This is a genomic window from Mycolicibacterium houstonense (genome assembly GCF_900078665.2).
Taxonomy (GTDB): Bacteria; Actinomycetota; Actinomycetes; order Mycobacteriales; family Mycobacteriaceae; genus Mycobacterium; species Mycobacterium houstonense.
Map to the genome: position 1 here is coordinate 2997838 of NZ_LT546207.1, position 23041 is coordinate 3020878.

At 67.3% G+C, this 23041-nt stretch carries 23 protein-coding genes and 2 pseudogenes; 14 read left to right on the plus strand and 11 right to left on the minus strand.

All coding sequences use genetic code 11. From position 1 onward, the window contains the following. Positions 1-313, minus strand: a 313-nt coding sequence (locus BN4332_RS15110; protein WP_160110869.1) for an MFS transporter, incomplete at its 3' end; no start/stop codon positions are given. A gap of 61 nt (positions 314-374) precedes the next feature. Between BN4332_RS15110 and BN4332_RS15115 the strand changes: the two genes are divergently transcribed. After that, on the plus strand, positions 375-1238 hold the full coding sequence (locus tag BN4332_RS15115) for an LLM class flavin-dependent oxidoreductase (protein ID WP_066899428.1): 864 nt from the start codon (positions 375-377) through the stop codon (positions 1236-1238). 189 nt (positions 1239-1427) lie between these two features. Beyond that, positions 1428-2666, plus strand: coding sequence for an MFS transporter (locus BN4332_RS15120; protein WP_066899263.1), 1239 nt, complete (start codon positions 1428-1430; stop codon positions 2664-2666). Here the strand turns inward: BN4332_RS15120 and BN4332_RS15125 are convergent. Beyond that, positions 2653-3030: a DUF5709 domain-containing protein gene (locus tag BN4332_RS15125; RefSeq protein ID WP_066899265.1), complete on the minus strand. Its 378-nt coding sequence runs from the start codon at positions 3028-3030 to the stop codon at positions 2653-2655. The two genes, BN4332_RS15120 and BN4332_RS15125, sit on opposite strands and share 14 nt — an antisense overlap. Before the next feature lie 82 nt (positions 3031-3112). Beyond that, a complete protein-coding gene (locus tag BN4332_RS15130; RefSeq protein ID WP_066899267.1) occupies positions 3113-4276 on the minus strand; it encodes an acyl-CoA dehydrogenase family protein in 1164 nt (387 codons plus the stop codon). 101 nt (positions 4277-4377) lie between these two features. Here BN4332_RS15130 and BN4332_RS15135 point away from each other — a divergent pair, with 101 nt between their 5' ends. The 6 genes from BN4332_RS15135 (at position 4378) to rnhA (ending at position 8576) form a co-directional block, all read left to right on the plus strand. Further along, the gene (locus BN4332_RS15135; RefSeq protein ID WP_066899269.1) at positions 4378-4968 is read left to right on the plus strand and encodes a TetR/AcrR family transcriptional regulator; all 591 of its coding nucleotides are present in this window, start codon (positions 4378-4380) and stop codon (positions 4966-4968) included. 149 nt (positions 4969-5117) lie between these two features. Next, complete coding sequence (locus BN4332_RS15140; protein WP_066899430.1) at positions 5118-5411, plus strand: hypothetical protein; 294 nt, start codon at positions 5118-5120, stop codon at positions 5409-5411. Positions 5412-5808: 397 nt separating this feature from the next. Continuing rightward, positions 5809-7203 carry an acyl-CoA dehydrogenase family protein gene (locus BN4332_RS15145; RefSeq protein WP_066899271.1) on the plus strand — a complete coding sequence of 465 codons (1395 nt, stop codon included), beginning with the start codon at positions 5809-5811 and terminating at the stop codon, positions 7201-7203. A 24-nt stretch (positions 7204-7227) separates the two neighbouring features. Next, positions 7228-7872, plus strand: a complete 645-nt coding sequence (locus BN4332_RS15150) for a VOC family protein (protein ID WP_066899273.1) — start codon at positions 7228-7230, stop codon at positions 7870-7872. Positions 7873-7920: 48 nt separating this feature from the next. Continuing rightward, entirely contained in the window at positions 7921-8109 is a 189-nt protein-coding gene (locus BN4332_RS15155) for a helix-hairpin-helix domain-containing protein (protein WP_066899275.1), read from the plus strand. Further along, positions 8109-8576 carry a ribonuclease HI gene (rnhA, locus tag BN4332_RS15160; RefSeq protein ID WP_066899277.1) on the plus strand — a complete coding sequence of 156 codons (468 nt, stop codon included), beginning with the start codon at positions 8109-8111 and terminating at the stop codon, positions 8574-8576. The genes BN4332_RS15155 and rnhA overlap by 1 nt, the downstream gene beginning before the upstream one ends. On the opposite strand, the gene BN4332_RS15165 is transcribed toward rnhA, so the two are convergent. Further along, the gene (locus BN4332_RS15165) at positions 8565-10844 is read right to left on the minus strand and encodes an ATP-dependent DNA ligase (protein ID WP_066899279.1); all 2280 of its coding nucleotides are present in this window, start codon (positions 10842-10844) and stop codon (positions 8565-8567) included. The two genes, rnhA and BN4332_RS15165, sit on opposite strands and share 12 nt — an antisense overlap. Positions 10845-11032: 188 nt before the next feature. Here BN4332_RS15165 and BN4332_RS15170 point away from each other — a divergent pair, with 188 nt between their 5' ends. After that, positions 11033-11650, plus strand: a complete 618-nt coding sequence (locus BN4332_RS15170; RefSeq protein WP_235654276.1) for a cutinase family protein — start codon at positions 11033-11035, stop codon at positions 11648-11650. 45 nt (positions 11651-11695) lie between these two features. On the opposite strand, the gene BN4332_RS15175 is transcribed toward BN4332_RS15170, so the two are convergent. The 5 genes from BN4332_RS15175 to BN4332_RS15195 are packed head-to-tail and all read right to left on the minus strand — an operon-like array spanning position 11696 to position 16906. Next, positions 11696-12775: an ABC transporter ATP-binding protein gene (locus tag BN4332_RS15175; protein ID WP_066899283.1), complete on the minus strand. Its 1080-nt coding sequence runs from the start codon at positions 12773-12775 to the stop codon at positions 11696-11698. Positions 12776-12788: 13 nt separating this feature from the next. After that, positions 12789-13649: a carbohydrate ABC transporter permease gene (locus BN4332_RS15180; RefSeq protein ID WP_066899285.1), complete on the minus strand. Its 861-nt coding sequence runs from the start codon at positions 13647-13649 to the stop codon at positions 12789-12791. After that, positions 13649-14620, minus strand: coding sequence for a carbohydrate ABC transporter permease (locus tag BN4332_RS15185; RefSeq protein ID WP_066899287.1), 972 nt, complete (start codon positions 14618-14620; stop codon positions 13649-13651). The genes BN4332_RS15180 and BN4332_RS15185 overlap by 1 nt, the downstream gene beginning before the upstream one ends. Further along, positions 14617-15963 (minus strand): ABC transporter substrate-binding protein, encoded by a 1347-nt coding sequence (locus BN4332_RS15190; RefSeq protein ID WP_066899289.1) that lies wholly within the window; start codon positions 15961-15963, stop codon positions 14617-14619. Before BN4332_RS15190 ends, BN4332_RS15185 begins: the two co-directional genes overlap by 4 nt. A 16-nt stretch (positions 15964-15979) precedes the next feature. Further along, positions 15980-16906 (minus strand): sugar-binding transcriptional regulator, encoded by a 927-nt coding sequence (locus BN4332_RS15195; RefSeq protein WP_066899291.1) that lies wholly within the window; start codon positions 16904-16906, stop codon positions 15980-15982. Between the two features lie 100 nt (positions 16907-17006). Here BN4332_RS15195 and BN4332_RS15200 point away from each other — a divergent pair, with 100 nt between their 5' ends. From BN4332_RS15200 to BN4332_RS15210, 3 genes are read left to right on the plus strand one after another with little or no spacing between them, the layout of a single operon-like run. Continuing rightward, positions 17007-18002 (plus strand): NAD(P)-dependent alcohol dehydrogenase, encoded by a 996-nt coding sequence (locus BN4332_RS15200; RefSeq protein ID WP_066899293.1) that lies wholly within the window; start codon positions 17007-17009, stop codon positions 18000-18002. After that, positions 17999-19405: a mannitol dehydrogenase family protein gene (locus tag BN4332_RS15205; RefSeq protein WP_066899295.1), complete on the plus strand. Its 1407-nt coding sequence runs from the start codon at positions 17999-18001 to the stop codon at positions 19403-19405. Before BN4332_RS15200 ends, BN4332_RS15205 begins: the two co-directional genes overlap by 4 nt. Continuing rightward, complete coding sequence (locus tag BN4332_RS15210) at positions 19402-20334, plus strand: carbohydrate kinase family protein (RefSeq protein ID WP_066899297.1); 933 nt, start codon at positions 19402-19404, stop codon at positions 20332-20334. Before BN4332_RS15205 ends, BN4332_RS15210 begins: the two co-directional genes overlap by 4 nt. A 42-nt stretch (positions 20335-20376) precedes the next feature. On the opposite strand, the pseudogene BN4332_RS15215 reads toward BN4332_RS15210, so the two are convergent. After that, a pseudogene (locus BN4332_RS15215) lies at positions 20377-21234 on the minus strand (aminotransferase-like domain-containing protein); the annotation flags it as partial. A gap of 10 nt (positions 21235-21244) precedes the next feature. Between BN4332_RS15215 and BN4332_RS15220 the strand changes: the two are divergent. After that, positions 21245-21619: pseudogene (locus BN4332_RS15220) on the plus strand (PfkB family carbohydrate kinase); the annotation flags it as partial. 211 nt (positions 21620-21830) lie between these two features. On the opposite strand, the gene BN4332_RS15225 reads toward BN4332_RS15220, so the two are convergent. Continuing rightward, positions 21831-22256: a GntR family transcriptional regulator gene (locus BN4332_RS15225; RefSeq protein WP_096867090.1), complete on the minus strand. Its 426-nt coding sequence runs from the start codon at positions 22254-22256 to the stop codon at positions 21831-21833. Between the two features lie 80 nt (positions 22257-22336). Here BN4332_RS15225 and BN4332_RS15230 point away from each other — a divergent pair, with 80 nt between their 5' ends. Continuing rightward, complete coding sequence (locus tag BN4332_RS15230; RefSeq protein WP_066899304.1) at positions 22337-22972, plus strand: pyridoxamine 5'-phosphate oxidase family protein; 636 nt, start codon at positions 22337-22339, stop codon at positions 22970-22972. The last annotated feature ends 69 nt before the right edge of the window (positions 22973-23041 follow it).

Genomic DNA, 23041 nt, shown 5'->3' on the forward strand with positions numbered 1-23041 from the left:
CCACCCGGCCCGCGAGCACGCCGGACCACGCGCCGGCGGCCGCCACCATCACCTTGCCCAGGGCCGCCATCCCGTAGCCGGTGGCGATGAGGGGCCGCTTGGCGAACCGATCGCCGAGTGGTCCCGCGGCGAGTTTGGTCATCGCGGCGGCGCCCTCGGCGGCCCCCTCCACCGCGCCGACCACCGCCGGCGGTGCGCCGAGCACGGTGGTCAGATAGATCGGCAGCAGCGGGTAGAGCAGCTCACTCGCGGCGTCCTGCAGGAAGGACACCGCCGACAGCACCCGGACATTGCGGGTCAGCCAGGCGGGCACCCGGTCATCATGCCTGCCCGATCGGCCCCATAGAACTAGAACACGTTCTAGTGTGTACGGCATGCGGTTCACCTACGCCGAAGCGATGACCGATCCCACCTACTACATGCCGTTGGCCCAGGCCGCCGAGGCGGCCGGCTATCACGCCATGACGATCGCCGACAGCGTCGCCTACCCCTTCGAATCCGATTCGAAGTACCCCTACACCCCCGACGGCAACCGGGAGTTCCTCGACGGCAAGCCGTTCATCGAGGCCTTCGTCATGGCCTCGGCCCTGTGTGCGGTCACCACCACGCTGAAGTTCAACTTCTTCGTGCTCAAGCTGCCGATCCGCCCGCCGGCGCTGGTGGCCAAGCAGGTCGGCTCACTCAACGCGCTGTTCGACAACCGGCTGGGTTTGGGGGTGGGAACCAGCCCGTGGCCCGAGGATTACGAGCTGATGGGCGTGCCGTTCGCGCGGCGCGGCAAGCGCATGGACGAGTGCATCGACATCATCCGAGGACTGACCAGCGGTGACTACTTCGAGTACCACGGCGAGTTCTACGACATCCCCAAGACCAAGATGACCCCGGCACCGTCGAAGCCCGTGTCCATCCTCGTCGGCGGGCACGCCGAGGCCGCCCTTCGCCGCGCGGCCCGCAACGACGGCTGGATGCACGGCGGCGGAACCGACGATCTCGACGTCCTGCTCAACCGACTCGACGAGATTCGAGCGGAGGAAGGCCGGACGGGACCGTTTGAGGTCCACGTCATCTCCGCCGACGCGTACACGCCCGACGGCATCAAACGGCTTGAGGACAAGGGCGTCACCGACGTGATCGTCGGCTTCCGCCTGCCCTACATCAAGGGCGACGACCCCGAGCCGTTGGACCGCAAGATCCGGCACCTGGAGAAGTTCGCGGAGAACGTCATCGCCAAGGTCTAGGGCGTTTTCGTTGCGCCGTTTTCCACAGCTGGGTCGCGGCCGTCGCCGATCAACAGCCCAGGTGTGGAAAGCGGTGGGCATCGAACGATGAATTTGAGGGAACAGCGGGCGCGCCGTTAGCGTTGCACCCGCCGTTCTCGCCAACGCTGTCCGAGAGCTCCAATCAGTGAACCCTCGGAAAGCCTGCATATGACGACCTCCCTCGAACGTCCGACCCCGATGGACGGCCCGCCGTCGCGTGCCGTTGTCGCGCCCGACCCCACCGTGCGGACGCTGGCGGTGCTCGCCCTGGCCCTCGGCGGCTTCGGGATCGGCACCACCGAATTCGTCGCGATGGGCCTGCTGCCCGACATCGCCACCGGCTTCGGGATCAGCGAGCCCACCGCGGGTCACGTCATCTCCGCCTACGCGCTGGGCGTGGTGGTCGGCGCGCCCGTCATCGCCGCACTCACCGCGCGCTGGCCGCGCAAGGTTCTGCTGCTCACTCTGATGGCGGTCTTCACCCTCGGCAACGTGGCCAGCATGCTCGCGCCGACCTATCTGACCCTGGTGTTCGCCCGGTTCGTCACCGGCCTGCCACACGGTGCGTTTTTCGGGATTGCCGCGCTGGCCGCCGCACATCTGATGGGGCCGCGGAACCGCGCGAAGGCCGTGGCCTACGTGCTGTGCGGCCTGACCGTCGCGACCGTGCTCGGCGTCCCACTCGCCTCGTGGCTCGGCCAGGCGCTGGGGTGGCGCAGCGCGTTCGGCCTCGTGGTCGCGGTCGGGGTGCTGACGCTGACCGCGTTGTGGCGGTGGCTGCCCGACCATCTGCGGTCGATGCACGTCACCAGCCCGCTGACCGAGCTCGGCGCGCTGCGTCGCCCTCAGGTGTGGCTCGCTGTGCTCGTCGGCATGATCGGCTTCGGCGGAATGTTCGCGGTGTACACCTACATCAGCACCACGATGACCGACGTGACGGGCCTCCCCCGGTCCCTGGTTCCCGTGGCGCTCATGGTGTTCGGGCTCGGCATGGTCGTGGGCAACCTGATCGGCGGCCGATTGGCCGACGTCTCGGTGGTCCGTGCGCTGTACCTGTCGCTGGGCTCACTGGCCGCGCTGTTGGCCGCGTTCTCGGTGGGATCGCACAACCCGTGGACCGCGTTGCCGCTGCTGTTCGGTGTCGGCGTGGCGGGTTCGGCGGTCGGCCCGGCATTGCAGACCCGGTTGATGGACGTCGCTCACGATGCGCAGACGCTGGCCGCCGCGCTGAACCACTCCGCGCTCAACATCGGCAATGCCACGGGCGCCTGGGTGGGTGGCCTGGTGATCGCGGCCGGGCTCGGCTACACCGCGCCCGCGGCGGCCGGCGCACTACTGGCAGTCGGCGGGCTGCTGGTGTTCACCGTCTCGGTGGCGCTCCAAGGACGGCGTTCTACTCCTCGATGATGTGGACCGCGGCCTCCTCGGCGGAGGCCGCGCCTCCGTCGATGCCGACATCGGTGCCGAGCAGCTCGGCCTCGTCGTCCACGCCGAAGCCCGCATCGGGGGCGACCAACCGGCCTGATCGCCGGCCGCCGACCTCGTCGTCGCCGGCCTGTTCGTCTGGGTAGTCGGCGTCGTCGAGCTGCATCGCAGGGTCCGGTTCTTCCTCGGCCAGCAACTCGTCGAGGCTTTCGTTGTCGCGCGGTTCCCGCCAGCGGTCGGGCGGCGAGTAGCCCTCGTCGAGCAGGTCATCGACGCCCCGATCGATCAGAGTGTCTTCCTGGGTCAACTGGTCTTCGTCGTCGACGCTGTACCCGTCAGTACTCATCTTTCAACGATGGCACAGGTTGGGCCGACCTGCGCCGCCTTGCCGGGCGGAAGTACCGACCGCAAGCAAGGAACTCCGCCTGTCAGAGCGACCGGCTGATGATCTCCTTCATGATTTCGCTTGTCCCGCCGTAGATCTTGTTGACCCGCGCGGCCGCATAGGCCCGGCCGATCGGGTACTCCATCATGTAGCCGTAGCCGCCGAAGAACTGCACACAGCGGTCGACCACGGCAACACCCTTGTCGGCGGCCACCAGCTTGGCCATCGATGCCGTCGCGGGATCGTTGCGGCCGTCGATGTAGGACTGCACGCAGTAGTCGACCGTCGTCTTGATCGACAGCACTTCAGCCTTGAGCTCGGCGAGGGCGAACCGATTGTGCTGGAAGCCGATCAGCGGTTTCCCGAAGGCCTCACGCTCTTTCGTATAGCGGATCGCCTCCAACACAGCAGCCTCCGCCATACCGGAGCACACAGACGCGATCGCCAGGCGCTCGCGGGCCAACTGCTCCATCAGCTGATAGAAACCCAGCCCCTCCTGTTCCCCGAGCAGGTTCGCCACCGGAACCCGCATGTCGGAGAAGAACAGTTCCCGGGTGTCCTGACCGTGCTGCCCGACCTTCTCCAGCACCCGTCCCCGTTCGAAGCCCTGCAGCTGGTCGTTGGTCTCGGCAACGATCAGCGAGATGCCCGCCGCCCCCTGTGCGGGGTCCGTCTTGGCGACGATCACCAGCAGATCGCAGTGAGTTCCGTTGGAGATGAACGTCTTCGACCCGTTGATAACGTAATCGCCCCCATCACGGACGGCAGTGGTCCGTACCGCCTGCAGGTCCGACCCGGTGCCCGGTTCGGTCATCGCGATGGCCAGCACCGCCTCACCGCTGATGATCTTCGGCATCCAGCGCTGCTTCTGCTGGGCGTTGGCATAGGTATCGATGTAGTGCGCGACGATCGGCGAGTGCACCACCCAGCCCGAGGCCGAATCGTGGGCCAGCGCCAACTCCTCGGCGACCACCGCTGAGAAGCCGAAGTCACCGCCGGCACCGCCGAACTCCTCCGGCAGGTCAAGACCCAGCAGCCCGGCGTCGCCGAGCTTGTTCCAGAATTCGCGGTCGACCTGGTGATTACGAGCCCAGCGTTCCTGGTTCGGGGTGGCTTCTCTGCGGAAGAACTCCGCGGCATGCCGGCGCAGTTCGCGATGCTGATCGGTCTCCCAGGACGCCCGGTAATCGGGAAAGAGTGCAGACACGGCTATACCTCACCTCGTTGGATTCCGATACAACTGTATCGTCTACATAACGGCTGTAAAGCCTGCTGGTCAAGTAACATGTGCGGCCGGGAGGAGACAACATGGCCAACCCGCGCGCCAGGGATGAGGACCTGACAGCGAAGGCTCGCATCCGCAACGCCGCGCTCGACCTGTACGCGAAGCACGGCCAGGACCGAATCTCGTTGCGCGCCATCGCCTCCGAAGCAGGCGTGACGCTGGGACTGGTGCAACACCACTACAAGACCAAGGCGGGCCTGCGCGACGCGGTGGATCAGCTGGTGGTGGACTACTTCGCGGACGCGCTTGCCGAGGTACCCGACACCGACCACCCCAACGGCCTCGCCGCGGCCCGCGATGAGGCCGTGCGCCGGATGCTGGAGGCCAACCCACCGGTGGTCAATTACGTGCGCCGGGCGCTGCTCGACCCTTCAGGGGAGAATCTGCACTTGCTCGACGTCCTCGTCGAACTCACCGAACGCGAGGTCAGTGCGCTGCGGAAGTCCGGCCGCGCGTCGACCAAACGACGGCAGTCAACCCAGATCGTGGCCGTCCTGGTACGCCAGATGGGCGACATGCTGCTGGCACCGCTGGTGGACGCGGTATGGGACCGCATGGGCAGCACCGAAGCCGCGCGCAAGCCGAGACTCCGGATCACCGTCGAGGAGACCTGAGCACCCGCGGCGTCCGCCGACCAATCTGAGAAATTTCGTATTTTCAGCTGAGAACTACGGAATTTTCCGACCCGATTCCCAATTAGACGTTATAGGCGGCAACCGGAAGTAGCGGGACTCCCGGTACGCCTGCAATGGAGGGTTGGGAAATGAAGGTATACACCATCGCTGCGCTCGCCGCGGGCACGCTGGCCGCAGGCACATTCCTCGGCGGCATCGCCGCCGCCGCCCCGACCGGGCAATCGGCAGAACAAACCGTGAAAAGCCTCCAGACCAGCGGCTATCACGTGATCGTCAACCGTACCGGAGCGGCACCACTGTCCAACTGCACGGTGCTGGGCGTGCGCCAAGGGCAGACACACTCCACCACCGACTCCAGGGGTGGCGGCTCGGTCAACACGACGGTGATTTCAAAGACCGTTTATGTCGACGTGGCCTGCTGAGTGGGGAATAAAACAGGGCACACATTTGTTTGAGCCACCAAACCGTTTATCGCGGTTTGGCGAATATCAGCGCCTACGATCGGCCGCACAATTTGTGCGGCCGATTGTTTTGTGCGAGGCCGCCGGACTTGTCGGTGCGCCGGAGTACGGTACCGAACATGAGTTCGATAATGGTATCCGAGAGGGACATCGAGCGGACCATCGTCGGTGAAGCCCTCGATCACCTGAACGCCGCCTGCAAGGAAATCGACGCACTGTCGGTCCACGCGCTGACCCNCGGGGCGGCTCCCCATCCCCCCCGCCGAGGCGCAGCAGCGAATCGCCGCCGCCAGCCAGTCCACCGACTGAACACGGCAGGTGCGTTCGACGGCCGCGTCTGCTGGGTATCCGACTGTCCGTGGCCTTCGACATCACGCCTACCGCCGCTCAACATGACCTGGCCCGCCGAACACACGAATTCGCCGAGCAGGTCATACGGCCCGTCGCGGCCGACTATGACCAGCGGCAGGAGTTTCCGTGGCCGGTGCTGGAGGAAGCGGCCACCCAGGGCTTCTACAGTCCACTGTTCTATCGCGATCTGATCGGCGACCCGACAGGGCTGTCCCTGCCCATGTTCATGGAAGAACTGTTCTGGGGCTGCGCCGGGATCGGGCTCGCGATCGTCATGCCGGCATTGGCGCTGTCGGCCATCGGCCAAGCCGCCACGCCGGAACAGATGCTGCAGTGGGCACCCGAATGCTTCGGGACCCCGGGCGATCTCAAGCTCGCAGCGCTGGCGATCTCCGAACCCGAGGGTGGTAGCGATGTGCGCAACTTGCGCACCTACGCCGTCCGCGATGGCTCCGGACCGGACGCGGACTGGATCATCACCGGCCACAAGATGTGGATCGGTAACGGCGGCATCGCCAACGTGCACGTGGTCAATGCCGTCGTCGACAAGGAGCTCGGACACAAGGGCCAGGCGCTGTTCATCGTGGAAGGCGGCACGCCGGGGCTGGAGATGGTGCGCAAACTGGACAAGCTGGGCTGCCGCGCCTCACATACCGCCGAGCTCAAGTTCGACGACGTCCGGGTTCCGGCCGGCAATCTGCTGGGCGGTCCGGAGAAACTGGAGCGCAAGCTGGCCCGAGCCCATGAGGTGGTCGAGGGCGCCCGGCATTCCGGCTCCGCCACCCTGGGAACCTTCGAGCAGACCCGGCCGATGGTGGCAGCGCAGGCCCTTGGGATCGCCCGGGCGGCAATGGAATACGCAACGGAGTATGCGAACCGCCGGGTGGCCTTCGGCGGACCCATCATCGACAACCAGGGCATCGCCTTTCCGCTCGCCGACCTGGCCACCCAGATCGATGCCGCCCGCCTGCTCACCTGGCGGGCATCCTGGATGGCGGCCACCGGCGTGCCGTTCGATCGCGGCGAGGGCTCGATGTCGAAGTTGGCCGCCAGCGAGGTGGCGGTCAGGACTACCGAGCGCGCCATCCAGACGTTGGGTGGCTGGGGCTATGTCACCGACCATCCGGTCGAGAAGTGGTACCGGGATGCCAAGCTGTACACCATCTTTGAGGGCACCAGTGAGATCCAGCGCATCGTCATCGCGCACGCGCTCGGCGCCGCCGACGGCAAGCCGCCCCTGCACGTCGACCTCGAACCATCCGGTGGCCCGTTGAACCGGTGGTTCGGCCGCGGCACGCCGCTGCGGACCCGGGCCGCCGACGCGGCACTGTCGGCCAAGGACCGGCTGCCCGAACCGGTGATGCGGCTGGCCATGAAAGCCTTACGGCCGCCCCGCAGGTGACCGTGCCGATAAGCTCTCACGTCGATGACCGTCACCCTCGACGCGATCGACGTCGCAGATGCACCGGAATCCTGGGCACGGGCCGGGTTCAGTGTCGACTCCCGCGGCACCGCGGATCCGCTGTGCCGGATCGGCGGCGTGCGGATCCGACTGCGTGACCAGGGCACCGGCATTCTCGGGTGGTCATTGCGCGGTCTGCCGTGGGACGCTCCCGTCGAACACCTCGACGGAATCCCGACGACGAGCTCAGACCGGGCAACCACGGAGCCGGCCACCCACCCCAACGGCGTCATCGCGATCGACCATGTCGTGCTGATGTCCGCTGACCTGGACCGCACGGTGGCGTCACTGGCCAAGATCGGCGTGGCCGCCCGCCGGGAGCGGGACGGCGAACTGGGCGGGCGCCGGATCCGGCAGATCTTCTTCCGGCTCGGTGAAGTGATCCTCGAGGTCGTCGGATCTCCGGAGTCGACGGGTGACGGTGCCTCGACGCTCTGGGGAATCACCTACGTCGCCACCGACCTCGACGCGACGGCGAGGTTTTTCGGCGACTGCGCCGGGCCCGTCAAGGACGCGGTGCAGCCCGGCCGCCGGATCACCACGCTGCGGCATCGCGACCTCGGCATGACGGTCCCGACGGCGGTGATCTCGGCGACTCCCCGCCGGTGACGTGTGTCGGGGCGCCGGCCGCTCGACGCTGTTGCCTATCCTCAGCAGGTGACCGATCCCGCCGACCGAGGCCCGCTGTTCGACGGCATCCGGATCGGTCGGCCCGCGACCGGCGCCCTCATCGACGCCGGTTACCGAACCCTTGCCGATCTGCCCGCAGATCTCGATGAACTTCTCGCCCTTCACGGCGTCGGCCCGAGCGCAGTACGCCTTCTCGCCGAGGCACAGGAGAAATGATGGACAGCAACGTCGTCGTCATCCACACCGATGGCGGGTGCCGCCCGAACCCTGGTCCTGGCGGCTGGGGCGCGGTGCTGCGCCACGGCACCCATGTCCGGGAGATGTACGGCGGGGACCCCGGCACCACGAGCAACAACCGGATGGAGCTGATGGCGCCCATCATGGCGCTCGAAGCGCTCACCCGGCCCGTGGTGGTGCATCTGCACACCGACAGCACCTATGTCCGCAACGGCATCACAAAATGGGTGCTCGGCTGGGAACGCAACGGGTGGCTGACCGCCGCCAAGCAGCCGGTCAAGAACGTCGACCTTTGGCAGCGCCTGCAGGCCGCCTGCGCCCAGCACCAAGTCGAGTGGTTCTGGGTGAAAGGGCACTCCGGTATCGCCGACAACGAGTTGGCCGACGAGCTGGCCACGCGAGGCCTGCGGGAAGCGCTCGACGGGACCCGCGATCTAGTGCCCTGATTCCCACACCACCTCGTCCGGGATCTTGTCCGGCCGCAGGCCGCGCCAACTCGGTTGGCGCAGACGGTGATCCGAGGTGCGCTCGCTGTAGCGGACCTCCCCTACCAGCTCGGGCCGCACGAAGGTGACCCCTTTGGCATCGAGCTTCGGCAGCGGCTTGTCGAAGGGCGATTCGTCCGTGTGCAGCGGCTTGAGCATGCCCTTGAGCTTCGTCAGCTCCTTGTCGGTGAAACCGGTACCGACCCGGCCTGCGAACTGCAGGCCGTCCGGGCCGGGCACCCCGAGCAGCAGTGCCCCGATCCCGCTGCTACGCCCGCCCTCGCCCTGACGCCAGCCGCCGATGACGACCTCCTGGGTGTTCCAGATCTTGTCCTTGATCCAGGACGCCGACCGCCGGCCCGGCTGGTAGGTCGAATCCCGCCTCTTCGCGATCACGCCCTCGAACCGGTGTCGGCGGGCATGCTCCATGGCCTCCGGACCGTCTCCGGGCAGCGGCTCGGGAACGATCAGCCCGCCGCCGGCGGCCAACGCCTCCAACACCTTTCGCCGGTCGGAATACTTGGCCCGCAACAATGACCGGCCGTCGAGCCACAGGATGTCGAAGGCCCAGTACTCGACGCGGGTGGAGCGGGCCCGGTTCTGCATCTCCCCGAAACTGGGCACCCCGGATTCGTCGAGGGCCACCGCCTCGCCGTCGAGCACCACGTGGTGATCGGCGAGATCGGCGGCCAGCGCCTGCAATTGCGGGTACTCGCGGGTGACATCGCGCCCGCGGCGCGAACGCAGTTGCAGCCGTCCGTGATCGGCATCGACCAGCACTCGGTAGCCGTCCCACTTGCCCTCGAAAGCCCACTGGCCGGCCTTGAGTTTGTCCACCGACCCCTCGGTGGCCAGCATCGGCGCGAAATCCTGCGGGTCGGGTGTTGCCGATTTCTGGTCCTTCATCCGGTGCGCGAGCCAGTTCTTGCCCTCGGTCTGGATCAGCGCGTACCGGCCGTCGATCCGGTTGCCGCGCAGCGTGAAGATGACCTCCCCGCCCTTCTCGGGACCGTCCGGTGCATTGTCACGGAACTTCTCGGCCTCATACGTTCCGCTGTCCCAGATGACCATCTTCCCGGCGCCGTACTCCCCCTTGGGAATGTCGCCGTGGAAGGTCAGGTACTCGATCGGGTGGTCTTCGGTGTGCACCGCAAGGTGATTCACCGCGGTGGTCTCGGGCAGGTTCTTGGGCACCGCCCAACTGACCAGCACTCCGTCGCGTTCCAGTCGCAGGTCGTAGTGCAGGCGCCGCGCGTGATGCTCCTGGATCACGAACCGGTCGTTGTTGCCGGTGGCCGGAATGTCCTGCGGCACGGGCTCAGGTGTCTTGGCCGCGTCACGCATGCTGCGATAGGTGGTGAGCTTGTCGGGGCGTGGCGCGTCCTCGTCCAGCCCGGCCAGCAGGTCCCCGTCATCGGAAACCCGTTGCAGCACTTCATCGAACCGTAGATGACGCAGATCTGGGTCGGCGATCTCGTCCCAGGTGCGGGGCGCGGCGACGGTCGGGTACTTCCGACCGCGCAGCGAGTACGGCGCGATCGTGGTCTTGGCCCCGTTGTTCTGGCTCCAGTCCAGGAAAACCTTCTGCGCCCGCACACTGCGCGTCATCGTGGCGGTGACCAGCTTGGGCATCGACTGCTCCAGCTGCACGGCCACCCGCTTGGCCAGCACCGAGGCGCCGCGGGAACTGATCGGGTCGGCCAGTGGCACATACAGATGCAGGCCCTTACTGCCACTGGTGAGCGGATACGTCGTCAACCCGATGTCGCCCATCAGCTCTCGCACCGCCTGGGCCACCTCGCACAACTGCGGCATCGTGACGCCCTCGCCAGGATCGAGATCGAACACGATCCGGGTCGCCGGGCCCTGATCGCCGTCGGGCGAGAAACGCCATTGCGGCACATGCACTTCGAGGGAGGCCTGCTGGGCGATCCAGGCCAGCCCCTCCCTGGTATTGATGATCGGGTAGGTGGTGGTGCCCGACTTGTGCACGAGGGTGCCGCGCTCCAGCCAGTTCGGCGCCGACGACGCCAACTGCTTTTCGAAGAACGATGCCTGTTCGACCCCGTTGGGCCAGCGTTTGCGGGTAACCGGGCGGCCGGCGATGTGCGCCACCATGACCTCGGCGATGCTCAGGTAGTAGTCGAACACCTCGGCTTTGGTGGTGCCGGACGCGGGATAGAGCACCTTGTCAGGGTTCGTCAGCCGAACCCGTTCATAGCGCTCCATGAACTCAAAGTACCCACTTTTGCTGGCTTGACGGGTCAACCGGCGATGCTCTGACGAGCCTGCGGTGAGACAGCGGTTCGGGGAGAAGACGCGATCTGTGCGCACTCTTGGTGCCGAGTCGACCGCTCGTGTGTGAACATCACTCGATGGCGTTCACTCGCGTACTCGCCGGCTGCGCCGCGGCCGCGTTGATATCGGTGGGCATCACCTGCGGCCCGGTCCCCGCGGCATCGGCCGAACCGTGCCCCGACGTCGAGCTGCTGTTCGCCCGCGGCACCGGCGAACCACCCGGCATCGGACGGGTGGGTCAGGCACTGGCCGACCGGCTGCGATCGCTCCTCGGTGCCCGCAGCCTCGGCATCTACGCGGTGAACTATCCCGCCGGCATCAACTTCCTGACCACCGCCGAAGGCGCGAACGACGCGGCAGGCCACATTGGCTGGATGGCCGACAACTGCCCGGCCACCCGAATCGTGTTGGGCGGCTTCTCGCAGGGCGCCGCCGCCGTCTCGATGCTGGCCGGGGTGCCGCCGATCGGGGACCGCATCGGCACGTTCGGCTCAGCGCCCGCGCTGCCGCCATACGGCGCTGACCGCGTCGCAGCCGTCGCGGTGTTCGGCAATCCCGGCAACAGGTTCGGCACTCCCCTGTCGAGCACCGGCCTGTTCGCCGGGCGGGCTGTCGACCTGTGTAGCCCCGGTGATCCGATCTGTGTGCAAGGTGGGCGCACCCGCGCCGCGCACAGCAACTACGAGCTGCCGCCATACCCGGATCAGGCCGCTGCCTTCGTCGCGGGGCTGGTCTGATTCGTCCGAACCGGCTATACAGATGCAGTTCGCGTACTCACAAGTTCAGAGGCGCTCGCCGGTGTCGGGGTGGAACAGATGGACCACACCTTCCGGCGTCTTGCGCAACTCGACGCTGTCGGCCAGCTTGACCGGACCCCGCGACAACGCCCGGGCGACGATCTGAACGTCCGGCCCGGCATGGGTGTACAGGTAGATCTCGCTGCCCAGGTCCTCGATCAGGTCGATGACCACGTCGATTCCGCCGCTGTCGGAAACCTGGAGGTGTTCGGGCCGCACGCCGACGGTGACCTGCTCCAGCCCGGCGTCGTGCAGCAGGGTCAGCTGATCCCGCTCGATCCGCAGGGTGGCATCGTCGCCGATCCGCACACCGTCGCTGACGATCGGCCCGGTCACCAGGTTCATCGCGGGCGATCCGATGAACCCTGCGACGAAGGCGTTGGCCGGCTTGTTGTAGAGCTCGGCGGGCGAGGCGAACTGCTGCAGCTTCCCGTTGCGCAGCACCGCGACCCGGTCGCCCATCGTCATCGCCTCGACCTGGTCGTGGGTGACATAGACCGTGGTGGTCCCCAGCCGGCGTTGCAGCGCGGCGATCTGGGTGCGGGTCTGCACGCGCAGTTTGGCGTCCAGGTTCGACAGCGGCTCATCCATGCAGAACACCTGCGGCTCCCGCACGATCGCGCGACCCATCGCGACGCGCTGGCGCTGCCCACCGGACAACTTGGCGGGCTTGCGGTCCAGGAACTGCTCCAGGTCGAGCAGTTTGGCCGCCTCCTCCACCTTGCGACGCCGTTCGGCTGCCGGAACCCCGCGCAGTTTGAGCGCGAAACCCATGTTCTCGGCAACGGTTTTGGTCGGGTACAGCGCGTAGTTCTGGAACACCATCGCGATGTCGCGGTCTTTGGACGGCACGCCGACCATGTCCTTGCCACCGATCTCGATGCTGCCCTCGTCGATGTCCTCCAGGCCGGCGAGCATGCGCAGCGCGGTGCTCTTCCCGGATCCGGAGGGGCCGACGAGCACCACGAACTCCCCGTCGGCGATGTCGAGGTTCAGCGAGTCGACAGCCAGGCGGTCCGAGCCCTCGTAGATGCACGAGGCGTTGCGGTAAGTGATTGCAGCCATGAGTGTTATCCCCTTACTTGATGGCGCCGAACGACAGTCCACGAACCAGCTTGTTCTGGGCGATCCAGCCCGCCAGAACCACCGGAAGCGCGGCCATCGTCGCCGCCGCGCACAGCTTGGCCCAGTACAGGCCCTCGCCCGCGATGAAGCCGACCAAGAACACCGGCATCGTCTGAGCTTGTACCGCAGTGAGATTCACCGCGAAGAAGAACTCATTCCACGCGAAGATCACGCAGATCAGTGCGGTGGCCGCGATGCCGGGTGAGACCAGCGGAAGGATCACCTCGCGCACCGAGCGCCACGTGCTGGCACCGTCGAGGCTTGCCGCCTCCAGGAGTTCGCCGGGGACCTCGAGAAAGAACGACCGCATCATCCACACCGCGATCGGCAGGTTCATCGCCGTGTACAGGATGATCAACGCCCAGATGTTGTCCAGCAGACCGATGTTCGACACGATGACGTACATCGGGATGATCGCGGCGACGATCGGCAGCATCTTCGTGCTCATGAAGAAGAACAGCGCGTCCTTCGTCTTGCGCACCGGACGCAGCGACAACGCGAATGCGGCCGGAATGCCGAGGGCCAGAACCAGAATCGTCGACACAGTGGTGGCGAACAGCGAGTTCAGCAAGCTGGTGCCGACACCCTGGGCGAACACCGCGCGGAACTCGTCGAGGGTCGGCACGAAGAACAGCTTCGGTGTGGTGGTGTAGGCGTCGACTTCCTGCTTGAACGCGGTCAACACCATCCACAACACCGGGAAGAAGAACCACAGGCCCACGAGCCAGGCCACCGCACCCCACGGATCGAACTTGCGGCGCTTGACCTTTGCCGGTTTCACCGCGGTCTCGGTCGTCTTCGTGACGGTGCTCATCAGGCCGCCTCCTCGTTGCCGGTGAACGATTTGAAGATCAGCCGCAGCGCGAAACTGGCGATGATCATCGTGAAGATCACCACGATGACGCCCATCGCCGCGGCTTGGCCGATGTCGAAGCCGAGGAAAGCGCGCTGGTAGATGTAGAAGGGCAGGTTCGCGCTGGCCGTACCCGGACCGCCCTGGGTCATCATGTAGATCTGGTCGAAGGTGTTGACCAGATAGATCGCCCCCAGCACCGTGCCCAGTTCGATGAAGCGGCGCAGGTGCGGCAACGTCAGTTCACGGAACAGCTGCAGTGACGTGGCGCCGTCGACTCGGCCCGCCTCCAGGATGTCCCGGGGCATCGACTGCAGCCCGGCGAGGATCAGCAGCATCATGAACGGCGTCCACTGCCACACCAGGGCAAGAATGATCGCCGCGCGCGGGAAGCTGCTCACCCAGTCGATGTGCTCGACGCCGAACGGCGACAGCACCCAGTTCACGATGCCGAACACCGGGTCGAGCATCGCGGTCTTCCACATCAGCGCGCCGGCTACCGGCGTCACCAAAAACGGGGTGATGAGCAGGGTGCGGACCACACCGCGCCCCAGGAACGCCCGGTCGAGCAGCAGTGCCAGGATCAGCCCGAGCACCACCGAGATGAGCACCGTGGCCACGATGATCAGCACCGTGTTGATCGCCACCTGCCAGAAGGTGCTGTCCCCGATCACGTCGAGGTAGTTCTGCAGTCCGACGAACTCCCGGGACCCCGGGCGCACCAGATTCCACGAGAGCGTGGAGTAGTACAGCGTGAACAGGAACGGGATCTGGGTGACGACGATCATGAAGATGAGCGCCGGCAGCAGCGGCCCGCGGCGGCGCCAACCTTCTGCACGCGACACCCCGGGGTCCTGCTTCTGTTTGATGCGTGCGACGTGTTCGGCCTCGGCCGCTGCCTGCGCCCCGGCCTGCGCCTCGGTGGTTGTCATGGCTTCTCCTGGTAGGTCCGACCGACGACTTCCGCGTACTGCTGCGACTGTTCGAGGGCCTCGGTCACCGACTTCTGGCCCGCGATCGCCGCGCTGATCTGTTGACTCACCCGGGTGCCGAGATCCTGGAACTCTGGGATGGCCAGGAACTGCACGCCGGTGTACGGCACGGGCTGGACGGTGGGTCGGGCCGGGGTGGCGCCTTCGATCGAATCGAGGGTGACCTTGCCGAATGCCTTTGATGCTTCCTGGTATTCGGGGATGTCGTAGGTGGAGAGCCGGCTGCCCGGGGGCACCCGCGCCCAGCCGAGTTCCTCGCCGACCAACCTGATGTAGTTCTTGTCCGTCATCCAGGAGATGAATCTCCATGCGGCATCGGGTTTGTCGCTGCTCTTGGGAATACCGAGGGCCCAGGTGTAGAGCCATCCCGAGTTGGGCTTTTCCACCATCGGCGCCATCGCATAACCGACCTTGCCCACTACGTTGGACGACGCCGGGTCCTCCAGCACCGAGACCGCCGAGGTGGCGTCGTACCACATCGCGGCGCGGCCCTGGGCGAACTGGGTCGCGCATTCGCCGAAACCACTTGTCGCCGCGCCTGGCTCACCGTGAGTGCGGACCAGGTCGACGTAGAAGTTGACCGCCTTCTGCACCTCGGGGCTGGTGAGCTGGGCATTCCACTGCTCGTCGTACCAGCGCCCGCCGAAAGTGTTGATCACGGTGTCGAGCGGTGCCAGCACCTCTCCCCATCCGGGCTTGCCGCGGAGACAGATTCCGACCATCTCGCCCGGCTTGTCGAGTTTGGCGGCCGCGTCGGCCACGTGCCGCCAGGTGGGGTTGCGCGGCATCTCGATCCCGGCCTGCTCGAACAGGTCCTTGCGATACATCAGGAACGAGGATTCGCCGTAGAACGGGACGGCGTACATGCTGCCCTGGTAGGACAAGGACTCCTTGAGGGATGGGATGAAATCGTCCTCGTCATAGCCCGGGGTGTTGCGGGCATGCTCGGAAAGGTTGACCAGCCAGCCGTTCTCGGCCCACTGCGGAGCTTCGTAGTTGCTGATCATCACCACGTCGAACTCCCCGCCGCCCATCGCGGTCGAGGCGGTGATCTTGGCTCGGGCCTGGTTCTCCGACAGGGTGACGAACCGGAGTTTGATGTCCGGGTTGGCCGCCTCGAACCGGTCGGCCAGGTCACGAGCGTCGGTCATCTGCGAGTTCGACACCATCGCGATGGTCACCGTTTGATCAGTGGCACCCAGGGTGCCCGCCCCCGCGCAACCGGCGGTCATCACCACCGCCGCCGTGGCCAGGCAGGTCGCCAGTCTCTTGATCATGCTCATCGGTCAACCCATCCCTTCACTGCGCCAACAGCCAACGCGCGCAATCGATGTCGCATACCAGCAGGCGCGCCAGCTTGCCGCGCAGGGCGCCCAGAATCGCGTGATACTTGCCCTCCCCGCCGGACACCAGAATGGTCCGGTCGCAGGTACGGATGTCCTCGAGCGGGACCGACATGGCGCGCTGCTGCAGTTCGTCGTGCACCGGCTCCCCGGCGGCGTTGAAGAAGCGGCCGCCGATCTCGCCGACCGCGCCCAGCGACACCAGCTGGTCGATCATTCCGATGTCGAGAAAGCTCCCTTCGAACAGCGTGGTCGACGTCGAGACGGCGCCCACTCCGAAGAGCATCACATCGGCCCGCCTGCCGGCGTCCAGCGTTCGGGAGATCACCGAGTCACCCCGCATGGAGACGACCGTGGCGGGGTCGGCGTACAGGGGCGCGGGAAGCCGGAAGGTCTCGGCCCGCAAGGTATCCGCGCAGCGCGTCAGGATGATCTCGGTGCCGGTCTGGTACGCCGCGGTCGACATGGCGCCGTCGAGCTGCACCACCGCGCGGCAGCTCGCCACCCCGGGCACGAGCGCGGATGCCACCCCGACCTGCTCTGGGCCCCACGTGAATCCGAGCACGTCGTCGGCGCCGAGCCGCCGGATCAACAACGCCGCACCTGCCCGGCTGGCATTGGCCGCGACGACGGCCTCGGTGAGCCCGAACCGCCGCTCCAGCTCCCGCTCCTCGTCGGCGTGGAAATCCTCACGCAGGTCCGGCGGCACCACCACCTCGATGCGAACCAAGCCGTTCGCCTTGGCCCGGGCGACCAACCGCCCCGCGGTGGGGCGGGAGACACCCAATCGCGACGCGATTTCGGCCTGGGTGAGGCCGTCGAGGTAGTACAGCGTCGCGGCGCGGAGCGCGAGACGCAGATCCTCGGGCGTCGGTGTGGTCACGTCCCCTCCAACTGTGAGCAAATGCTCACGGGTGCGAGTAGATGCTCATGACGCTAACATGTGAAATGTGACCCACACAACAGTCAATGCGACAGCCTCGATGCGGGCGGCGGTGCTGACCGAGCCCGGCCGCATAGAGCTCACCGAGCGCCCCATTCCCATTCCAACCGCCGGTGACGTGCTGATCCGGGTCTCGTCGGTGGGCGTGTGCGGCTCCGACACGCACTATTACCGGCACGGGAGGGTGGGCAGTTTCGTCGTCGACGCACCGCTGGTCCTCGGACACGAGGCGGCGGGGACGATCGTCGGCGTGGGCGACGGCGTGGACACCGATCGCATCGGGCAGCGGGTATCCATCGAGCCGCAACGGCCGGACCCCGACAGCGCGGAGACCCGCGCCGGCCACTACAACCTGTGCCCGCACATGCGGTTCTTCGCGACGCCGCCGGTGGACGGCGCGTTCTGCGACTACGTCACCATCGGCGCCGCGTTCGCCCATCCGGTGCCCGACACCATGTCCGACGATGCGGCAGCCCTGTGCGAACCGTTGTCCGTCGGCATCGCCGCCACCCGGAAGGCCGGTATCCGTGGCGGATCGTCGGTGCTCATCGCCGGGGCCGGCCCCATCGGCATCGTCCTGACCCAGGTGGCGCGCGCCTACGGCGCCACCGAGATCATCGTGAGCGATCCGGATGAGTACCGCCGTGGTCAGGCCGCGCGCTTCGGCGCGACGACAGTGCTGCAGCCGGCCGATGTCGCCGGCGTGCGCACCGACACCTTCATCGACGCCTCCGGGGCACCGGCCGCGGTGGCCTCCGGTATCGCGGCCGTTCGCCCAGCCGGAACGGTGGTGCTCGTCGGGTCGGGCGCGGAGACGATGCCGTTGCCCACCCAGCTCATCCAGAACCGGGAACTGCTGCTCACCGGGGTCTTCCGATACGCGAACACCTGGCCGACCGCCATCTCTCTGGTCTCCTCGGGACTCGTCGACCTCGATGCCATGGTGACGGCGCGCTTCCCGCTGGAAAAGGCCGCTGAAGCACTGGATTCCGATCGCGTGCCGGGTAGCGTCAAAAGCGTGGTGACCGTGTCATGAAGCTCGCCGCATCGACATTGGCGCAGCTGCCGATCCCCGGGCCGAGCTACGACCGAGACCAAGTACGCGTCGGCATCGTGCATTTCGGCGTCGGCGGGTTCCACCGCGCGCACCAGGCCATGTATCTCGATCGCCTGCTCGAGCAGGGCGTGGCCGGCGACTGGGGTATCTGCGGCGTCGGCGTGCTGCCGGCCGACCGGCGGATGGCTGAGGTGATGGCCGCCCAGGACGGCCTCTACACCTTGATGCTGGTGCATCCCGACGGTCGTCGTGAGGCGCGGGTGATCGGTTCGATCGTCGACTACCGCTACGCCCCCGACGATCCCGAGAGCGTCATCGAACTGCTGGCCGACCCGGCCGTCCGGATCATCTCCCTGACCATCACCGAGGGCGGCTATCAACTCGACGGCCTGCCCGAGGTGAACGTGTTCGGCCTGGTCACCGAGGCCCTGGCGCGCCGCCGGGACCGCGGCACCGGGTCGCCGACGATCGTGTCGTGCGACAACATCGAGGGCAACGGCGACGTGGCCCGGCACGCCTTCACCACCTACGCCGACCTCAGGCATCCCGGACTGGGCGAGTGGATCAGCGCCAACACCCGGTTCCCCAATTCCATGGTCGACCGGATCACCCCGGTCACCACTGCTGACGTGATCGAAACGGTGCACACCGAATTCGGCGTCTACGACGCGTGGCCCGTGGTCGCCGAGCCGTTCACGTCGTGGGTGCTGGAGGATTCGTTTTCCGCGGGCCGGCCGCCATACGAACAGGCCGCGGTACTGCTGGTCGATGACGTGACACCCTACGAATTGATGAAGCTCCGGTTGCTCAACGCCGGCCATCAGGCACTGTGCTACTTCGGTTATCTGGCCGGGTATCGGCTGGTGCACGACGCCGCAGCCGATCCCTTGTTCGCCCAATTCCTGCTCGCCTACATGGATTCGGAGGGCAGCCCCACGCTGCAGCCCGTTCCCGGCATCGACCTGTCCGATTACCAACGCACGCTCATCGAGCGCTTCGCCAACCCCGGGGTCCGCGACACCATCGCGCGACTGTGCTTCGCATCGTCTGACCGCATCCCGAAATGGTTGCTCCCGGTGATCCGCGAGAACCTGAAAACCGGTGCGCCGGTCCGGTTGTCGGCTGCCGTGGTGGCCAGCTGGGCCAGGTACGCCGAAGGTGTCGACGAGCAGGGGGCACCGATCGACGTTCAGGACCCGCTGGCCGATTCCCTGGTGCCGCTGGCCCGCTCCCAGCACCGGCACCCGACGGCGTTCATCGAGAACACCACGCTGTTCGGCGACCTCGCCCAACAGCCACGATTTGTCGACGACTACCTGTGGGCCCTGGATTCGCTGCACAATGTGGGTGCCCGCGCAACGCTGGAGGCCCTGCAGTCATGAGTCGCGCACTGATCATCGGTGAGGCATTGATCGACATCGTCGAGAGATCATCCGAAACGGCGGGGAACGACCGCACGGAGTACGTCGGCGGCAGCCCGCTCAACGTGGCCGTCGGTCTGAGCCGCCTGGGGCGCGGTGTCGACTTCCTCACCCACATCGCCGAGGACGACTACGGCAAGCGCATCGTCGACTATGTGGAAGGCTCTGGAGTACAACTGGTTTCGGGCAGCTTGACGGCCGGCCGGACACCCACTGCATCGGCCATCCTGGACTCCTCGGGATCGGCCCGATACGAGTTCGACATCGACTGGCAGCTGGCCGGCACCCCTGAGGTGGCGACCCCGCTGCTGGTCCACACCGGCTCGATCGCCACCGTGCTGGAGCCGGGCTGCCGGGCCACCGCCGCCCTGCTGGATGCCTACCGCATGTCGGCAACCATCAGCTTCGATCCGAATGTGCGGCCGGCCGTGATCGAGGACGACGACATCGCCCGCGGGCGGATCGACCGGCTCGTGGAACGGGCCGACATCGTCAAGGCCTCCGACGACGACCTGCGCTGGGTGGATCCCCGCCACACCCCTGAACAGACCGCGCGGGCCTGGCTCGAGGTCGGCCCGTCGATCGTCGCGGTGACGGCGGGCGAGCGCGGGGCGTTCGCGGTGTGCCGGGCCGGTTCCGTGTCGGTACCCGCGCAGCACGTGAACGTCGTGGACACCGTGGGAGCCGGCGACGCCTTCATGACCGGCATGCTCGATGCACTGTGGTCGTTCGGGCTGCTCGGCGCCGATCACCGCCGTGACCTGGCGCGGATCAGCGCCGAGACACTGGAGCAGGTGCTGTCGGCGGCGGTTCGAGCCTCGGCACTGACGGTGGCGCGGGCCGGGGCGGACCTGCCCGACCGGGCGACACTCGACGGTGCTCAAGCCTGACGTTTCGCCCGGGACAGTCGTTCCGCCGTGGCGCAACGTGCTTCATGGCCTGATGACGTCCGCGATGACTGCGGCCACCGCGTCGGCCTGCGTCTCGGGCATGCGGGCATATCCGCACACCAGTCCCCTGACACTTGGCGAGCCGGCGAAGAACGTGGACAGCGGCGACACAGCGACGCCCCGGTCGCGGAGTGCGGCGGTGATCGCGGTGTCATCGATCCCCTCGTCCAGCCGCACCACCACGTGCAGACCGGCCTCGACGCCCTGTAGCTGGACGCCTGGGCACCGGCGTTCGAGCGCGCCGACGAGCGCCGATCGTCGGGCCGAGTACGTGCGCGCCGCCCGGGCGAGATGGCGGGTGAGCGCACCCGATTCGATGAACCGAGCCAAGGCGAGAGCGGTTATCCCGCAGACCGATTCACCACTGTCGTCAAGTGCATCGGCGGCGGGCCCCCGTAGCCTCGGTGGTGGCAGCAGCCAGGCCAGCCGCAGCGCGGGCGTGAGGATCTTCGATGCGGTACCGATGTAGGCCACGCAGTCGCGCCCGCCGTCGATGCCGCGCAATGCGGGCAGTGCGGATACGTCGTACCGGAACTCGCCGTCGTAGTCGTCCTCGATGAGCAGGCTGCCGGTCCGCGCGGCCCACTGCACGAGACGCGCGCGCCGGGGCACAGGTAGCCGGGATCCGAGCGGATACTGGTGTGCCGGTGTGCAATACACGGCCGAGTCGCCGGCGCGCAACGCTGCCGGGTCGAGGCCGTCGGTGTCGACCGTCACGGGACGGGTTCGGGCGCCGGACATCTCGAAGGCCCGCCGCGCCTCGGCATAGCCTGGTTCTTCGAACGCGATGTCCCGCCCGGCCAACCCGGCCGCCACCGTGAGAGTGCGCAGCGCCNCCGACCACAGCTGGCGCGGGGTGCCCCCCCGCCACACCCCTGAACAGACCGCGCGGGCCTGGCTCGAGGTCGGCCCGTCGATCGTCGCGGTGACGGCGGGCGAGCGCGGGGCGTTCGCGGTGTGCCGGGCCGGTTCCGTGTCGGTACCCGCGCAGCACGTGAACGTCGTGGACACCGTGGGAGCCGGCGACGCCTTCATGACCGGCATGCTCGATGCACTGTGGTCGTTCGGGCTGCTCGGCGCCGATCACCGCCGTGACCTGGCGCGGATCAGCGCCGAGACACTGGAGCAGGTGCTGTCGGCGGCGGTTCGAGCCTCGGCACTGACGGTGGCGCGGGCCGGGGCGGACCTGCCCGACCGGGCGACACTCGACGGTGCTCAAGCCTGACGTTTCGCCCGGGACAGTCGTTCCGCCGTGGCGCAACGTGCTTCATGGCCTGATGACGTCCGCGATGACTGCGGCCACCGCGTCGGCCTGCGTCTCGGGCATGCGGGCATATCCGCACACCAGTCCCCTGACACTTGGCGAGCCGGCGAAGAACGTGGACAGCGGCGACACAGCGACGCCCCGGTCGCGGAGTGCGGCGGTGATCGCGGTGTCATCGATCNCGCCGCCAATCCGTGGCGACGATCAGCTCGGGGTCAGGGTGTCCCGGCATGAGATCCCAGGCCGGCCGGCGCCGGCCCGGCCCGGGCGCCACCTGTGGTGCGGCCGGAGCCGAAGTGACGTGTGAGGCCGCGCCCGCCAGGGCCGCGGTGTCCGCCCCGTCGGCGATCCGGGTGCCCGATCCGGGTCTCGATGTGGTGTACCCGGCCGCGGCCAGCTCGTCGTACGCGTCGACGACGGATGAGCGCGCGACCGCGAGTTCGGCCGCGAGACTGCGGGTGGACGGCAGCGCATCTCCGGGGCCGAGCCTGCCCATCCTGATCTGTTCGACGATGGCCGTCGCGATCCGCTGACGCAGCGGCGACTCGCCGGATGGCAGCCGCAAGGCCAGGTGCAGGTCAGTAGCGTGGCGAGCCATGACGACCACAATAGTGGTCTGCACTTTTTACCTAGTTCTGGATCTTCTGACCAATCCGGAATCAAGCCAGACTTCGATTCGTGAAGCAGATCAGAAGAGAAAGCCACCGCGCCCGCACCGATCGCGCCGACCTCGACGCCGTGCTCGACGCCGCGGCGGTGGGCACACTCGCGACCGTGGCGGATGGACAACCCTGGGTTGTGCCGATGCTCTACGCCCGCGACGGTGACCGGGTCATCCTCCACGGCTCGACCGGCGCCGGTGCGCTGCGGCAGGTCGCGGCCGGGGCGCCGGCGGCATTCTGCGTCACGTTGCTCGACGGAATCGTCGTGGCAGACACGCTTTTCGATTCCACGGCCAATTACCGCTCGGCGGTGGTGCGTGGACATCTGACGGTCATCGACGCCCATGAGTCGGCATACGCACTGGATCTGATGAGCGATTCGCTGATCCCCGGGCGCAGCGCAGAGGTTCGTGCCAGCACCAAGAAGGAGCTCGCCGCGACGCTGACGATTGCCCTGCCGATCACCCCCGACGGCTGGACGGTCAAAGTACGCGACGCACCGCCGCCGGCACCGGACGAGTCGACTCCCGCCGGCGGATGGGCGGGTGTGGTGCCGCTCCGGACCGTGGCCGGCGATCCCGTTCCCGCGCCGTGGGTCGGCGCAGACGTCGACGTACCCAAGTCCGTTCGCCGCCTCGTCGAGCGCACCTGATCGGCTGGGCAAAGGGGGCAAATGAGCTCCGGCTCGGCCCCCTCGCTCCGCCCACGGGGACGGATGCCA

Bases quoted from the DNA above. Each gene is read 5' to 3' on its own strand.
- BN4332_RS15115 (WP_066899428.1), top strand. From the start codon at position 375: ATGCGGTTCACCTACGCCGAAGCGATGACCGATCCCACCTACTACATG.
- BN4332_RS15120 (WP_066899263.1), top strand. From the start codon at position 1,428: ATGACGACCTCCCTCGAACGTCCGACCCCGATGGACGGCCCGCCGTCG.
- BN4332_RS15125 (WP_066899265.1), bottom strand. From the start codon at position 3,030: ATGAGTACTGACGGGTACAGCGTCGACGACGAAGACCAGTTGACCCAG.
- BN4332_RS15135 (WP_066899269.1), top strand. From the start codon at position 4,378: ATGGCCAACCCGCGCGCCAGGGATGAGGACCTGACAGCGAAGGCTCGC.
- BN4332_RS15140 (WP_066899430.1), top strand. From the start codon at position 5,118: ATGAAGGTATACACCATCGCTGCGCTCGCCGCGGGCACGCTGGCCGCA.
- BN4332_RS15150 (WP_066899273.1), top strand. From the start codon at position 7,228: ATGACCGTCACCCTCGACGCGATCGACGTCGCAGATGCACCGGAATCC.
- rnhA (WP_066899277.1), top strand. From the start codon at position 8,109: ATGGACAGCAACGTCGTCGTCATCCACACCGATGGCGGGTGCCGCCCG.
- BN4332_RS15165 (WP_066899279.1), bottom strand. From the start codon at position 10,844: ATGGAGCGCTATGAACGGGTTCGGCTGACGAACCCTGACAAGGTGCTC.
- BN4332_RS15175 (WP_066899283.1), bottom strand. From the start codon at position 12,775: ATGGCTGCAATCACTTACCGCAACGCCTCGTGCATCTACGAGGGCTCG.
- BN4332_RS15180 (WP_066899285.1), bottom strand. From the start codon at position 13,649: ATGAGCACCGTCACGAAGACGACCGAGACCGCGGTGAAACCGGCAAAG.
- BN4332_RS15185 (WP_066899287.1), bottom strand. From the start codon at position 14,620: ATGACAACCACCGAGGCGCAGGCCGGGGCGCAGGCAGCGGCCGAGGCC.
- BN4332_RS15190 (WP_066899289.1), bottom strand. From the start codon at position 15,963: ATGAGCATGATCAAGAGACTGGCGACCTGCCTGGCCACGGCGGCGGTG.
- BN4332_RS15200 (WP_066899293.1), top strand. From the start codon at position 17,007: ATGCGGGCGGCGGTGCTGACCGAGCCCGGCCGCATAGAGCTCACCGAG.
- BN4332_RS15205 (WP_066899295.1), top strand. From the start codon at position 17,999: ATGAAGCTCGCCGCATCGACATTGGCGCAGCTGCCGATCCCCGGGCCG.
- BN4332_RS15210 (WP_066899297.1), top strand. From the start codon at position 19,402: ATGAGTCGCGCACTGATCATCGGTGAGGCATTGATCGACATCGTCGAG.